At 50.5% G+C, this 14,573-nt stretch carries 15 protein-coding genes; 3 read left to right on the top strand and 12 right to left on the bottom strand.

Annotated features, from left to right (window positions below; all coding sequences use genetic code 11):
- Positions 1 to 109 precede the first annotated feature (109 nt).
- Positions 110 to 640 (top strand): flavodoxin family protein, encoded by a 531-nt coding sequence (locus JUF10_RS07305; protein WP_203641561.1) that lies wholly within the window; start codon positions 110 to 112, stop codon positions 638 to 640.
- 737 nt (positions 641 to 1,377) lie between these two features.
- On the opposite strand, the gene dnaB is transcribed toward JUF10_RS07305, so the two are convergent.
- The 4 genes from dnaB to JUF10_RS07285 all read right to left on the bottom strand — a co-directional run bounded on the left by dnaB (position 1,378) and on the right by JUF10_RS07285 (position 6,616).
- Entirely contained in the window at positions 1,378 to 2,775 is a 1,398-nt protein-coding gene (gene dnaB / locus JUF10_RS07300; RefSeq protein ID WP_203641599.1) for a replicative DNA helicase, read from the bottom strand.
- 151 nt (positions 2,776 to 2,926) lie between these two features.
- On the bottom strand, positions 2,927 to 3,685 hold the full coding sequence (locus JUF10_RS07295; protein WP_203641560.1) for a Fic family protein: 759 nt from the start codon (positions 3,683 to 3,685) through the stop codon (positions 2,927 to 2,929).
- A 136-nt stretch (positions 3,686 to 3,821) separates the two neighbouring features.
- Positions 3,822 to 4,280: a 50S ribosomal protein L9 gene (gene rplI, locus JUF10_RS07290; RefSeq protein ID WP_203641559.1), complete on the bottom strand. Its 459-nt coding sequence runs from the start codon at positions 4,278 to 4,280 to the stop codon at positions 3,822 to 3,824.
- Between the two features lie 320 nt (positions 4,281 to 4,600).
- On the bottom strand, positions 4,601 to 6,616 hold the full coding sequence (locus JUF10_RS07285; RefSeq protein ID WP_203641558.1) for a DHH family phosphoesterase: 2,016 nt from the start codon (positions 6,614 to 6,616) through the stop codon (positions 4,601 to 4,603).
- 250 nt (positions 6,617 to 6,866) lie between these two features.
- Here JUF10_RS07285 and JUF10_RS07280 point away from each other — a divergent pair, with 250 nt between their 5' ends.
- The gene (locus JUF10_RS07280) at positions 6,867 to 7,628 is read left to right on the top strand and encodes a MerR family transcriptional regulator (protein ID WP_203641557.1); all 762 of its coding nucleotides are present in this window, start codon (positions 6,867 to 6,869) and stop codon (positions 7,626 to 7,628) included.
- Between the two features lie 96 nt (positions 7,629 to 7,724).
- On the opposite strand, the gene JUF10_RS07275 is transcribed toward JUF10_RS07280, so the two are convergent.
- The 5 genes from JUF10_RS07275 to JUF10_RS07255 form a co-directional block, all read right to left on the bottom strand.
- Positions 7,725 to 8,714, bottom strand: coding sequence for a hypothetical protein (locus tag JUF10_RS07275; protein ID WP_203641556.1), 990 nt, complete (start codon positions 8,712 to 8,714; stop codon positions 7,725 to 7,727).
- 242 nt (positions 8,715 to 8,956) lie between these two features.
- Positions 8,957 to 9,130 (bottom strand): helix-turn-helix domain-containing protein, encoded by a 174-nt coding sequence (locus tag JUF10_RS07270; RefSeq protein ID WP_268911963.1) that lies wholly within the window; start codon positions 9,128 to 9,130, stop codon positions 8,957 to 8,959.
- 248 nt (positions 9,131 to 9,378) lie between these two features.
- On the bottom strand, positions 9,379 to 9,669 hold the full coding sequence (locus JUF10_RS07265; protein WP_203641554.1) for a helix-turn-helix domain-containing protein: 291 nt from the start codon (positions 9,667 to 9,669) through the stop codon (positions 9,379 to 9,381).
- A 156-nt stretch (positions 9,670 to 9,825) separates the two neighbouring features.
- The gene (locus JUF10_RS07260) at positions 9,826 to 11,496 is read right to left on the bottom strand and encodes an ATP-binding cassette domain-containing protein (protein ID WP_203641553.1); all 1,671 of its coding nucleotides are present in this window, start codon (positions 11,494 to 11,496) and stop codon (positions 9,826 to 9,828) included.
- 142 nt (positions 11,497 to 11,638) lie between these two features.
- Entirely contained in the window at positions 11,639 to 12,106 is a 468-nt protein-coding gene (locus JUF10_RS07255) for a VOC family protein (protein ID WP_203641552.1), read from the bottom strand.
- 145 nt (positions 12,107 to 12,251) lie between these two features.
- Here JUF10_RS07255 and JUF10_RS07250 point away from each other — a divergent pair, with 145 nt between their 5' ends.
- Positions 12,252 to 12,470: a hypothetical protein gene (locus JUF10_RS07250; protein ID WP_203641551.1), complete on the top strand. Its 219-nt coding sequence runs from the start codon at positions 12,252 to 12,254 to the stop codon at positions 12,468 to 12,470.
- A gap of 109 nt (positions 12,471 to 12,579) precedes the next feature.
- Here JUF10_RS07250 and JUF10_RS07245 read toward each other — a convergent pair whose 3' ends face one another.
- The 3 genes from JUF10_RS07245 to JUF10_RS07235 form a co-directional block, all read right to left on the bottom strand.
- On the bottom strand, positions 12,580 to 12,984 hold the full coding sequence (locus tag JUF10_RS07245; protein WP_203641550.1) for a type II toxin-antitoxin system death-on-curing family toxin: 405 nt from the start codon (positions 12,982 to 12,984) through the stop codon (positions 12,580 to 12,582).
- Positions 12,984 to 13,244 carry an AbrB/MazE/SpoVT family DNA-binding domain-containing protein gene (locus tag JUF10_RS07240; RefSeq protein ID WP_203641549.1) on the bottom strand — a complete coding sequence of 87 codons (261 nt, stop codon included), beginning with the start codon at positions 13,242 to 13,244 and terminating at the stop codon, positions 12,984 to 12,986. Before JUF10_RS07240 ends, JUF10_RS07245 begins: the two co-directional genes overlap by 1 nt.
- Before the next feature lie 211 nt (positions 13,245 to 13,455).
- On the bottom strand, positions 13,456 to 14,565 hold the full coding sequence (locus JUF10_RS07235; RefSeq protein WP_203641548.1) for a glycerol dehydrogenase: 1,110 nt from the start codon (positions 14,563 to 14,565) through the stop codon (positions 13,456 to 13,458).
- Positions 14,566 to 14,573: the final 8 nt, after the last annotated feature.

The following is a 14,573-nucleotide window of genomic DNA, read 5'->3' as shown; positions in this document are numbered from 1 at the left end:
TCGAACGTCACTGACCACGACCCCGCATACTATACGACGCCACACGAGGGTTGTCAATTGCATTTGCCGGTGGCTTTCCCTAAACTGACTCTAAGGAGGAGACCTGACTATGACCGTCTTACTATTCAATGCTAGCGCCCGCAAACAGGGCAATACCGCAACGCTAGGCGAACGCCTACTGACCGGCATTCCCCACACGACGATTCACTTAATGGACCACCACCTGAATTTCGTTCAGGACAACCGCGACACCGATCGCCCGCAAGCCGATTCCACCGACGACTACGAAACGCTGATGACCAAAGTGGCCGTGGCCAGTGATATCGTGCTAGCCACGCCAGTCTATTGGTATGACATGGCCGCCCCGCTGAAGGTGTTCATGGACCGTTGGTTCGACAGCTACACCAACGGCTTCCCCTTTCAAGGCAAGCGCGTCTACTTGCTGGTGGTCGGGGCCGACCAGCCGGAGATCAAGGCGGCGGGCATTGCTAACGCCATTCGCTACTCCTGCGAGTGGTTAAAAATGGACTTCCGCGGCGTGGCAACGGTCACGGCGGATGGGCCGAACGACGTGGCTGAAATGCGCACGCTGCCGGCTAGCTTTGACGCATTACGTTTGAATTTGAAGAAAATAGTTTAGAATGTTTCATGTGAAACATACGAATTGTTCTGGATGAGTTAGGAGCATCAGTAATGGACGAAACGCAATATCTTCTTATGTCGGGAACCTTAGTCGTCATTGAACAACGCGAGCAAGACAACTCGGGCTGGACCAATATTGATGACATCGATTGGAACCAGCTTTAAGCTGACTCCCAAAATGAGAGTGGGACAAAAGGCGGTCAGTCAATGAGCATTAACGTCGATAGACGAATAATCCCGGTTTTGGATTGTTTGTCTATCGGGGTTAAGCGGAGTTGACTGCCTTTTGTCGCACGTTTCCGCAATATACGTTCGGAGCGCAAAATGGGTCTGGGACTTTTGTCCCAGACCCATTTTTTGCACAAAAAAACCACCGCTCGGGGAAAGCGATGGTCATCGGAGTAGGGGTAACGTCATTATATAAGAATGACGTTAACTATTTTTTCATTATTCCAGGGGAGGAGGAGTACATGAAAAAAGATTGTTAATCTTTGGTAGAAGCAACCGATTGGTCAACTTCTATATTCCATATACTAATCGGAAAATATGATGAAAGTGTGAACTTTCTGGCACACTCCTATGAATTTTGCGCATAAACACTATTTATCCTCTAATTATAACGTTAATTAGAATGATGTTGCCCCGTAATTTGATTTATGTTAAATTCATCCGGATAAATTTTCGCGCTTTTTTCAGCGTCAGAACGTGCTTATGCAACCTCTTCCAGGAAAACTCCTAATTTTGATCCGGCGTATACGCCACGGACGAGAATTTATTAAATGATTTCACAAAGAGCAGTTTGACCGTTCCCCGGGGACCCGACCGGTTCTTCTCAATAATGACTTCGACTTCGCCGACATCTTGGTCGCCCTCATCACGGGGATCACCGCTGTTGTCGCCACCGCCATCTTCATCGCCCTCACGCTCGTAGTAATCGTCCCGGTACAGGAAGGAGACGATATCGGCATCTTGTTCGATCGACCCGGATTCACGGATATCGGACAACACTGGCCGCTTATCCTGTCGCTGTTCAACGCCCCGTGAGAGTTGAGACAGCGCAATAACGGGCACGTGCAATTCCTTGGCGAGCTTCTTTAACTGCCGCGAAATATCGGAGACTTCTTGTTGCCGGCTTTCGTGGTTGGTCCCTTCGATCAGTTGCAGATAATCGATCACGATCAAGCCCAAGTTGCCCTTTTCCTTAGCGAGTCGTCGACATTTTGCCCGGATTTCGGTAATCTTGTTCCCGGCGGTGTCGTCAATGTAAATGCTGGCCTTGGCCAGACTCCCCATAGCAACGATCAGGTTTTGCCATTCTTCTTCGGACAGTTGCCCCGTCCGCAAGTGATTGGCGTCGATCGACCCTTCCGCACACAGCATCCGGTTGACCAACGATTCGGCACTCATTTCCAAACTAAAAATAGCGACGGTCTTGTCCGTCTTGGTCCCCACGTTTTGCGCAATGTTCAGGGCAAAGGCAGTTTTCCCAACGGCTGGCCGGGCGGCGAGAATCATCAATTCGTCGTCGTGCAGTCCGGTCGTCATTTTATCCAACTCGGCATAACCCGTCGACAGCCCGGTGATGACGTCACCCTGTTCGGACAACTTGTTGATTTCCTCAAAGGATGAATTCAACACGTCGCGAATTGGCTTAAATCCAGACTGGTTCCGGGTCTCAGCGACGCTCATGATGTCGCGTTCGGCGTTGTCGAGCATGTCAGAAACGTCTTCGTCCTGTTGATACCCTTGCGTGACAATGTTCGTGGCCGTTTGAATCAGCCGCCGTAAAATGGCCTTTTCCTGCACGATTTTCGCGTAGTAGGTCGCGTTGGCCGCGGTGGGCACGGCGCCAGCCAAGTCAGCGATGTAAGTGATGCCACCCACGTCTTCCAACTCGTTTTTCGCCGTCAACCGGTCCGTAATCGTGACCACATCAATGGCCTCGTCGCGGTCGTTCAAATCAATCATCGCTTGGAAAATAATCTGGTGTTCCCGGCGGTAAAAGTCCTCCGGCTCCAGATATTCCAGCGCATCCACCAAGGCATCGGTACTCAAAAAGATCGCCCCGAGGACGGCCTTTTCGGCATCGAGGTTCTGTGGTGGTGTGTGGTCTGTCAGTACATTATTATCCATGCTTAACCGATTACCTCTTAACTTGTTGCTTACTGGCTTCAACGATAACGTCGCCGCCAACGAGTCGCTGACGGCGATAAATTCTGAGTTCATATTCCACGTCTAGAGCTACATTTTACCATGTAAATTCATAGTAGGGAAATGGCAATATCTAACCCTTACGCAGCATGGGTTTCAGGTGAACCCGCTGCGGCCGCGCGTCTTCCGTGGGCGAAATCGGCCGGTGGAGTTGCTGTTCACGATTCGATGGTAAGACCGCCATCATCCGGTAAAAAGCCTGTTGGGCCGCCGTTTTATCCGTTGCCAAATAGTAGCGCATCAAGGCCGTCGTGAAATCAACGCGGTCAAGATCATTAAACGGTAATACCAAATAATTTTCGAGAGTCCACGTGTTAGCCGCCGCGTTGGCCGCAATCAGTGCGGTCCGTTTATTACCATCCTGAAACGGCTGTAATTTGGCCAAATCAGCGAAAACGTGCCAAGCTGCCGTCTCATCCCGCGTGGACACCTGAAATGCCGCCACGATTGTCTGCAGATCCGCCCGCGTCACGACTTCCGGTGGGAAATAGCTCACCCGCGCCCGCGAATCAATCGTGATGGCAATGCGATCATCTTCATTGTAACCCCCGTTCCGCAGGTGTCCTGGTAGCATTGGTTGCTCAACCGATGGCGTGGTGAACGCCCGGTTGATGGCAATAATGCCCTCGACAGAGAATCCCACCTGCTTCACCGCCGCAATCCCTTGCAGCGCGTCTTGAAAAATCGCAACGTCCTCCCCACCCTGATTCAGCGGTTGTGGCGAGTTCAAATCCAACGCTTGTTTTGTCTGGGCAACGGTACTGCCGTAATCGTTTAGACTGCCTAGCGACGTTATAAAACGTGCTAATGCTGTATTATCCTGCTTAGACATTTCACCGACACCCCCTCACGTAAGCTCAACTATTACACTGAATCATACACTACTTTCGAGTGCTGGGGAATCATTCGACTCACGCCATCGTGAGAACGAAAAAAGTCGCCCAGAACGGACGACCTTCAAGTTAACTTTACTTTTGCTTAGCGACCACGTGAACCCGAATCTTGGCGATCACATCGCTGTGTAATTTAACCGGCACGTTGGTGAAACCTAACGTCCGGATGGGTTCTGGGAGGTCGACCTTGCGCTTGTCGATCTTCAAATTGAACTGCTTGTCTAAGGCCTGAACAATTTGCTTGCTAGGAATGGACCCGAATAACCGGTCGTCTTCCCCAGCCTTAGCCACGATTTCAACAACCGTTTTCTTGTCTTCCAAGCGCTTTTGCAATTCTTGTGCTTCGGCCAAATCTTCGGCTTCACGCCGTTGTTCGGCTTTGCGTTCTGCGGATAACTGACTCATGGCGGATTGGTTGGCTTCCTTAGCCAGCCCCCGCTTGATCAGAAAGTTTTGGGCATAGCCATCGGGAACATTTTTGATTTCCCCGCGCTTACCTTTTCCGCGAACATCCTTGATAAAAATGACTTTCATGGCGGTCACTCCTCTAATTTCATTTCTAAATTAATCCTACGCTACCTATTGGTAAGAAGCAATTAATCGTTGTGGGGTTAAATTGATGTTCCCGTTTCGCCTTGCCGGGCGGTCAAAATAGGCTGGAACGCTGTGAACACGATTTTGAGCCCCTAGTTCAGGTCTCAAAACTCGGTTCTGCCTAAGCCGAGCAAGTCGCTCAGCTAAAGCAGTGCCACGGCTGAGCCTATTTTGACCGCCCTCTCGGCTAACATTCATTCAACCCACAATCAATTTGTCATATCACATTTTTAGTTTGAAATGACTTGGCCATTCCACCCCTAAGTCGTCACCGGTTCCGGCTCATCCGACTTGTTCAAAATGTCGAGCAACTGCTGCTTGACCTCGGTCACCGTCTTGTCGGCGATTTGGGTCGCGGCGTTGGACAAATGGCCACCACCGCCCATGTCTTCCATGGTCAGCTGCACGTTGATCTCACCCAACGACCGGGCGGAAATGCCCACGCGGCCATCCGCTCTGCGCGTGATGACAAACGAGGCGTCGACACCGGACATGTTGAGCAGGTCATCAGCCGCTTGGGCCGCGGTGACGGGATCATACGTCTGGTCCTCTTCCCCGGCAACGATAGCCATGTCTTCATTAACAAACTCGACCATTTCAATCAAATGATTGCGTTGCAGATAACTGTCGACATTTTCCTTCATGTACTGCTGCATTTTAACGGCATCGGCGCCGGCAGACCGCAGATAACTGGCGGCGTCAAACGTCCGCGTCCCCGTCCGCAACGAGAAGTGTTTGGTGTCAACGAAGATCCCGGTCAGCATCGCCGTAGCTTCCAGCTTGTTGATGGGTTCGCTCTCCTGTGACTGGTACTCAAACATTTCGGTAATCAGCTCACACGTCGAGCTGGCGTAAGGTTCGATGTAGACCAACAGTGGATTTTCAGGGAACTCTTCGCCACGCCGGTGATGGTCAATAATCATCACGCGGTTTTCCATGCGGTGGTAAAGTTCAGCGGAAATCGAGATCGACGGTTTGGAATGGTCGACCATCAGCAACATGCTCTGGTCGGTGGCCTTTTCCAACGCCTCTTCCGGCGAAATGATGGCGGCATCAATTTCCGGATAAGCCTTCAGATTGTCCAGCAGCCGTTGGACATCGGAGTGGACCGTTTCCTTATCCAATACAATCCAACAGGTTTTCTGGTTCATTTGCGCAATCCGGCGAATCCCTAGGCAAGCTCCCAGTGAATCCATGTCGGGTTGTGAATGTCCCTGAACGAAGATTTGGTCGGACTCGTTCATCAGCTCTTGCAGAGCTTGTGAAATCATCCGGGCCCGTACCCGCGTCCGTTTTTCCATCGGGTTGGTCTTCCCGCCATAGTAGCGGGCTTCCTGGTCGGCGGCCTTCACGACAACTTGGTCCCCACCCCGTCCCAGGGCGAGGTCCAGGTTGCTTTGCGCTTGGTCGGCCAACTTGTTCAAGTTGGGGTCGCCGTAAGCAATCCCGATACTCAGGGTCAACGGGAAGTTTTGCTTCGACGTGCTCTCCCGAATGGTATCCAGGATCTTAAATTTATCGGCTTCAATGGCGGCCAGCGACTTGGCGTAGGCCAGAATGAAGTAGTGGTCATCGTCCAGTTGCTTCAAGTACATGTCAAACTGTTGCACCCAAGCCGACAACTCGTTGGTGACGTAATTTCGCAGGTTCGAAATATCCTGGTCGGTCATCGACTGCGTAATTTCATCGTAGTTATCCAAAAAGACTTGGCCAATCGCGATTTTTTCGTCGTCATACTGCTCTTGAATCAACTCGTAGTGCGTGATGTCATAGAGGTAAATGGCGTGAAAGTCCGGTTGAACGTACAGCGTAAAGCGGTAGTCTTGCCAGCGAACCGTCGTCATGGTCTTGGGCTCGGCGCTATCGATCAACTTCGCCAAGTCCGGGTCGACCGTCGCGATGGTCCGGTTCAAGACGTCCTGGTCCCCAAAATATTTCTGGAGATAAGGATTGACCCACTCAATCTGGTTGTTGTCGCCCAGAATCATCACACCAGGTGGCATGCGGATCAGCGCCTCTTGCTCACCCTGCTGAATCCGAAACGACAGGTCGGAAATATACTGCGTCGTGTCGGACCCGATCTCGGCCATGGTATTAAACGTCACTAGCGTCGCAATGCCCACTAGGATCAAAATCACGATGCCGAAGATCCAATTGAGCAAAAATGACAGGACGATTCCCAAGATGGCGAGTAATGCCGTCATCGCAGCAATGCCCCGCAAGCGCCGGTTCTGTAAGAATTCAGGCACGTTAGCTCGCGAAAATAATTTATTCATTTTTCTCCTCATCTGATTCGTCTGGAAAATTTGTGCGGACCGGGAAAAACCACCGACCGCAACTTACAAATAATACCCTTATTTTATCACACTCCGTGGCAATCACAAAACTTGTCTCCCGGATAGAAGCCCGCCATGACGGGGCTGACTGGAGATTTAGGGGTGGGTAAATTTTCGCCGACTTTCCGCTTGACCTTGACGCTACGGCAACCTATATAGTAGATTCTAAGCAAGACAGGAGGTGGTCCCCGTGGCCTACAGCATTCAAGCACTCGCGCAACTCGCCGGTGTCAGTCCGCGAACGTTACGCTACTACGATCAAATTGGGCTATTGCCCGCCAGCCGCAATCCGGATAACGGCTACCGGGAATACTCAGCCGCGGCGGTCGACCGGTTGCAGCTGATTCGCTATTTCCAAGCGTTCGGCTTTAGCTTGACGGAAATCCAATCATTACTCAAGCAGTCAGCGACCGAGCAAACGGCAGCGTTAACGCAACAGCGCGCGGCGTTGACCACGAAACGCGATCACCTGACCGCCTTGCTGAACACGTTGGACCGCACGCTAGCGGCCCGCAAAGGAGGTCCCCAGATGACCGATTCAGAAAAATTCGCCGCCTTCAAACGGCAACAACTCACCGACAACGACCGTGAATTTGGCGAGGAAGCCCGCCAGTTGTACGGCCAAGAGCCCGTTAATGCCAGCCAACAACGCTTTGGCAAGCTAAGCGAAACCGACTACCAAGCCATGCAGGAAACGGAACAGTACTTGTTTACTGCCCTAAAAACGGTGGCAACGAGTGGTGACCTGGCCAGTCCGACCGCAGAGGAAGTCTACCAACTCCATCGGCAATGGCTATGTTTCACGTGGAACAATTACTCAGCGGCGGCCCACCAAGGCTTAGCCCAGATGTACTTGGACGATGACCGTTTCGCCAGCTACTACAACGACCACGTTGGTCTGCCGAACGCCGCCGAAACGTTAGTCGCCGTGATTCAGCGGTATGCAAAATAATATAAGGACACAGTGAGGCCGGGATTATAAACCAATCCCGGCCTCGCTTTCTATTGGCGCATCCCCATAATTTCTACAGACGCGTGTTGTCTCACTTTAATTAATCACGTAATAGTTTAACTGACTGCCCGCTTTGACATTTTTCGTCGATTGCTTGTCAAAGCCGAGTTTAATCTTTGAGGTCATGCTTTCCGTACTGCTTACATAGCCTGCTGGGATTTGGAAATCATTAATCGTCACAATAGAGGTCGTCTTGTCCCCGGTTAAGACCGGCAGAATAAACGAGTTGAGTAATTTATTGGTGCGGGAATCACGATAATTAACCGTCACCCCTTCGCTAGCCTTAGGCGTTGAAATTGCTGTCAGGCCGCTTTCTTTGATGTAACCACCGACGCCTGGACGATTAACATCGTACGCCACGACCCACCGGTCCCCTTCACGAACACGGGTCTTGGCATTATCAATGACAAAGACATCGTTCTTATTCGCCACGGTGCTCTTCTTGTTAGGTTGCGACTTGCCGTCAAAACCGGCCCAGTCCGGAATCGAATAGAAGAGTTGCGTCCCATCGTCTACGGTCCCCGGCGTTGTTAAGCGATAGAAGTGGCTCTTCTCTTCGGTCGTTAACGCACTATCTGCTAACGAGGAAAAGAATTGGACGCCACCGGCTGGGTCCTTCTCCGTGTGCTTGTAGTAGATCATTCCCAGACTATGCTGCTTTTTCTTACCCGCATAGATCCAACCTTTGATGCTGCGGTCGAAGGTTTCGACCTTGTAGTACACCGCACCGCGATTGGTCGTTGCCGTACGCCGCCACATAAAGGTCTTTTCACCAGTTTTGGCCGCGTTCAGCGTCAACAGTTGCTGTTTACTCTTCACTAATTTAGCGCCCTTGATTGTCCCCGGCTTGGTGTACAGGGCGTTTTTGCCCGTAAAATAGAAATACGTGGACGACTCTTTGTAGTTGTACCCATATTTCGTCACCTTAGCATAGCTCTTCGCTTGGGCTGGTTGGCTAGTCGCCAAGACACCCAATCCACCAAGCGCCACTCCGATCATCAATAACCCCTGTGCTACTTTTTTCATTGTGAAACCCCCTAAATTTACCTCTAGTATACCTGACTTCTTCCATCGAAACTATTAAGCTTATGTAACTAACCGGGGGGCTCTAAATAGCTTGCTCGTGTTTTGACTCTAAAGCTGATTCTGTTGTCGTGACCCGCCTAATGCCGGCTTTTGATGATTTAACTATAGGGCTGTATTTTGGCAACATTCACTTAGAGCGTCAAAAGAGCTGTGGCAACCGTCACGGCTCTTCTTCAGTCCTTCTATAAATATTTGATCATCAATTCATGATTGGTTTTCCCAGCGATATCGATCAGTTGTTCCATGCTCGCGCTGGCCGTTCCCTCTTCAATCTGAGCAATTAGCAACACAGGTTTGCCAACCAATTGGGCAAAGTCCCGGCGCGTTAACCCCAAGTTCTCCCGCAATTTGCGCACGGCCACGGCAATTTACAGATCAGCCTTCACCTGTTGATATTCTCGGGCTAACTCTGGGTCCGCCGCCATCCGCCGAGCGACATCATCGTCATCGTACTTTCTCAAGGCTACTCCGCCTCCCCCAAAAGTGTCATCTGCTTCATTTAACTCTATTTTGACACGAAACGCCTAAAAACTGTCATTGGAATTCGTGGTTGATTCGGTCGCCTCCCAAACTGTAATTGACAATTATTGGGCACGAAGACTTGCTAGGGTGCTTGGACAAACTGAATTCGAAGTTGGTGATATGTTTTAGCAGCAATATCTGCGAGTGTTTTGTTTGTCGCCGTCACTGCCCCCGTCTCGATTCGGGCAATCATTGACTGCGGCTTACCAACTAAACCTGCAAACTCTCGTTGAGATAGTCCCAAACTTTCCCGTAATTGCTTAACAGCTACTGCAATCTCCAAATCAACCCCTGCTTGATCGTAGGCACGTGTGAATTCTGCACTCGCCTTTTTTCTTTCTTGGATGTAATCATCTATTCGGTTTAAAGTCATTTCAAATCATCCTTTTCAGTAACGATGGTCCCAGTATACCGGACTTTCCCCTCATCTAGAGATTAAGCTTGTGTAACCAGAACGACCCATTAAAATAGCATCTCCAGCGACAATTTCATCACCAAATTAAAAAGGATCAGACAGATCGTCCAATCCTTAATCACTCGTCAAATTCAATCGCTTCAGCTGCGCTTGAATCGCACTATCCCCAGCGACACCTCGGGCCACAATTCGGCCAGCATCAACCACAATGATTTCGTCAGCAAACGCGAACAACTCTGCGTTATACCGGTGGGTAATCGTCGCCCAACCGCCAACAATCGTCATCAACAGCTCTTCGATCGCCGTTGCCGTCTGCGGGTCCAGCCCACTTGCCGGTTCATCGAATAAGCGAAAATCGACCGGTTGGAGCAGGGTCCGCGCAATCAAGAGACGTTTGACCTCACCACCCGAAAGCTGGCCGCCTGTGGCCGTCAACGACTTTGCCAACCCTTCAGCCGTCGCATATTTCGGTAACTGGGCTCGTTTCAAAGCCGTATACAACTGTTCGGTCGTGAATTCTGTCCGAAAGAGACTCAGGTTCTCTCCCAGCGTGCCAGTAAAAATGTAACCATCCTGTTCGGCCACGCCCACCCGCGTCCGTAAACTCGGCAAGTCCACGTCAGCCTGTGCCTGGTCGTTAACGAGCAACGCCCCCTGATAACCAGACTGATTACGTAGCGGCAAGTTGAGCAACGTTGATTTCCCACTACCCGTTTTGCCGACGATCAAATAGTGCCGATTAGCGACCAATTTCAGCGAGACATCCTTTAACACGTCCTGCTGGTCACGAGTCACACTGACATTCTGAAAAGTTAACGTTCGCAAGCGATTGACCGGTTGCTTGGTCCCATTTTGCGGCGCGTACAGGCTTGGCCGGATTTTTTTTGCGACCTGATTGCCACCGACAAAATCCGTGATTAGATCCGAGGCCATCTGTAACGGCTCGGCAATAAAAATCATCAGCTGCGAGAATGCCACCAACTGGCCTAACGAAATGTGGCCGTGCATGACGAAGTAAATCCCGCCGACCCAAGTCCCCAGATACAGGAAGTTGTCGAGAAACTGGGCCAACCCGCTGATGACCTTGCGATTTCGCTGGTCGTTATTTTGTGCCTGAAGCCACGTTTGATTCGACTGGTCAAAGAGCTGGCGCATCAGGCCATTGACGTTGAACAGCTGAATCGTCCGCAAGCCGCCGAGAATATTTTGAAGGGTCTGTGTGTAAGCGGCCGAGGCCTTGATCACGCGATTCTTGGACGTTTTGAGCAGGTGTTGGTTCAGCAAGGGAATCAATAACCCCGGTAAACACAATGCCACCACCACCAAACACAGCAGCGGTTGGATAAATAGCGACATGCCAATGGCGATCACGAACTGACACAGCTCGGCATAGATGTTGACGGTCGACCGTAAGTAGTCGTCCTGAAAAATCGTTAAGTTGTTGGTCAGTTGATTGAAGCGGCTGTCCTGACCACTCGCGGCGGGGACGGCCAGGTCAGTTGTGGTCAGATACGTCTGCAACAAGCTCGACCGCACGCCGGTACTGATGGTATTTTGCCATTTAGCCTTCGCGTAAGAACTCCAAAAATAAAAGGCCGCGTCGACCACCACATAGCCGGCGACCAGCAACAGCAGGTGACCGTAACTCAACCGCCCCTTCCCACTGGCCGTATCCGTGATGAGTTGTAACAGCGTCGCCACGGAGATTTCGATAAATGCCGCCACCGGGATCAGCAGTAACAGGCCGCCCGTCTGCCGTTTGGCGAAGGCTAAAAATTTACCCAAGTTGTTCCTCTTCCTTCTGATTAGAATATGATTAAAATACGATTAGATTAATTGTATCATTTGATAACCAAAGTAGCCACATCAAGTTTGACAACTCGGTGTGGCTTTCTTAGTTATCTAAATTGGTCAGGCTAAATTTCAGCTATTTCGCAGTCGGATCTTTGATCTGGCTCCATGGCATCACGTGCAGCATCCAAGCAATCCCGTACTGGTCAGTGAAATGCCCCATCTTACCGCCCCAGAACTGTGACGCAAACGGCATGTCGATGGTGACCTTCCCGGACGCCTGTAAGTGATCGTAAAAGTCCTCGGCCGCCTGAACGCTTGCCGGGTCATCGCCATTGATATCTAGAATCATATCGACCTGATTTGACGGTGTCGGCGCACCGCGAAAGGCATCGGCACACTGGAAACTCATGCCCAAGATGCTAAATCCAGCGTGAATGGTCATGCTCTCGAGGTCAGCATCCGCGGGTAGGCCGAACTGTTGCGCCTGTTCCGCCGATGGACTGAAACGATAAACATCGCTGGCCCCAAACACATCTTGATAGTACGCCAAGGCTTCCTTAGCACTGGTGAACGAAAAACTGGGAATCAAACGGGATTGCATGGTAAAACATCTCCTCAACTTTTGATTAGCTCCAGTGTAGCAATTTTCCCACCGTTAATAAATAAAATTATGTAAGCAGACCTTTCCTTGACGCTACTGTCACTGGCCCTGTAAACTGAGGATCATGTCTATGGGGGAGAAGCTTGTGAACTTCAAAAAAATTATTGTCTGGCTAATTACTTTCGTCACGGCATTCAGCGTCACGTTCTACGCGTTAAACTATCTCATTGATCTCCTACTGGGGAGTGGGTCATTCATGATCGTTGCCAGTGTTTTCAGTCTCATCATTTCACTGAGCATTGCCGAAGAAGCCGCACGCTGGGCCCTGACGCATCATTGGCAATGGCCGCATCGGAAATGGTAAGCTGGTCGATGTTTCACGTGGAACATTATTTGAACTAACGAAAAAGGAGCGCTCCGACACACACCGGCCGAAGCGCTCCTTTCATTTTTCAACTGTTCCAAACGGATTCCTAATTTGATTTACTAATTTTAGTTAAGTGTACCTTGAATTGGCTGTACACTTGCTCGTAATCCAGCTCAATATCATCAGTTGCCGCTACCCGCAACGCCAAAGATTCAATTTCCTTATTGGTAAAGGTTAACGCATAACCATTCAGCTTGGCCATAATAGTCGCGGCCAGTACCGCCGTACGCTTATTGCCATCCTCAAACGGGTGCAAGTTGATAATCTTGATGAACACGATTCCAATTTTCTTCTGGATCGAAGGATAAGCTTCCTTGTCAAAGAATCCCTGTTTATGTAAAGTTTCGATGGAAGATAATCCTTCAGCATTTCGAATGATCGTACTCTCACCAGTGCCACTTAACGCTTTTAAGTTCACTGCCACTAATTGTTTAGCCGAAAGATAAACCATTACTCGTCACTCTTCCTGAGCGATTCTAATGCGTCACGATACTGGCCATACGCATCATTCATAGCCGAAACAAACTCAGGTGTTAGTTCCGCGTCCTCTGCGTGGGGCTTAATAGTCAGTCCCTCTTTAGTCTCAACCACATCAACTCGGGAACCTTTAGCTAGTTTGAAAGCTCTGGCCATGCTGGCTGGAATTGTAATTCCAACCGAGTGACCTACGTTAATAACCTTGCGTACTTCGGTTTTCTTTAAATTTTCCATATGATCACTCCCATATACTTAATTATTAATTTTCACAGCTACTTAATTCTACGTTACAGTTGTTTTCATCTAGGTTTTACTAACTATCTGAGCAAATTAATTATAACGTAAATACATATGGTTCTCATCTCCACATATTCAGTAATCATACTAAAAAAGAAGAGCGCTCCGACCATCACCGGTCGAAGCGCTCCTTTACGCGTGATTTAATTTAATCTAAGCCTTGAATCCGTCGTGACAGACTATCTGCTGCTTTGATGGCTGCGACCACATCGCGTGGCGTTACTGGGAAGCCCATGTTGTGGATGGTTTCGCCCTCTTGGGTGGTCAACGTGGCAACCTTCAGTAAGTCCTCGTCCGTGGCGTCGGCCAGATGCAGGTCGGCTAAGGTGGTTGGCAGGCCCAATTTGGCTTCGAAATTCAGGTAGCGGGCAAAGCGTTCGTCGCTCGCCCCCTCCAAGATCAAGTTAACCAAGGTCCCAAACGAAACCTTTTGCCCGTGAGACATGCGGTGCACATCGCCGGACAGTGCCGTCAGTCCATTTTGGAAACTATGAGCAGCAGCCAACCCGGAACTTTCGGCCCCGACCCCACTCAGCAGGATGTTGGCTTCAATGATATGGGCGAGTGCTGGGGTCACCACGTGGTCGGCAGCCGCGGCAACGGCTTGGTCCGTGTAGGTGAACAGCAGCTCTTCACATTTTTCGGCTAAGGCGATTCCAGCCGCGGTCTGGTCAGTCTGTAACGGCAATAACGTTGTGGCCCGCGCCCGTGCAACGGTCTGCGCCTCCACGTTCGTTGATAACGCGTCGGCGATCCCGTCAATCAGGAAACGTACTGGTGCGCCGGCAATGACGGAGGAGTCGACTAAGACCAAGTCAGGGTTCTTGTCATAGAACTGGTACTTCAGGAATTCCCCGTTGGCCGAGTAGATCACACTCAGTCGGGTACATGGCGAGTCGTTGGACGCCAACGTTGGCACGATAACCACCGGCACGTGGAGTCGGTCACCAACGGCCTTGGTGGTGTCGTTGGTCTTCCCGCCACCCAGCGCAATGACGAATTTGGCATCCTTTTCTTCACCGATAGCCTTGATGCGATCGATTTCTTCGGGTGAACTTTCACCGTTGAAATGGATGTGCTCGATTTTCAAGCCGTCCGCGGTTAGGTCTTTGTAGAATTCCTCGCCAATCAGGCCCCACACAATGTCGTCTGCCAGCAGTAACCCATGATCGCCAAATGGTGCAATGTAGCGTGCCGCTTGCTTGAGCAGTTGGTCGCCTTGAACATAAGTAGATGGACTTGCGAATGCTGTAATCATCGGAAATA

The organism is Levilactobacillus andaensis (assembly GCF_016861695.1).
Taxonomy (GTDB): Bacteria; Bacillota; Bacilli; order Lactobacillales; family Lactobacillaceae; genus Levilactobacillus; species Levilactobacillus andaensis.
The sequence above is the reverse complement of the archived record's forward strand: the minus strand, read 5'-3'. Positions and strand labels throughout refer to the sequence as shown.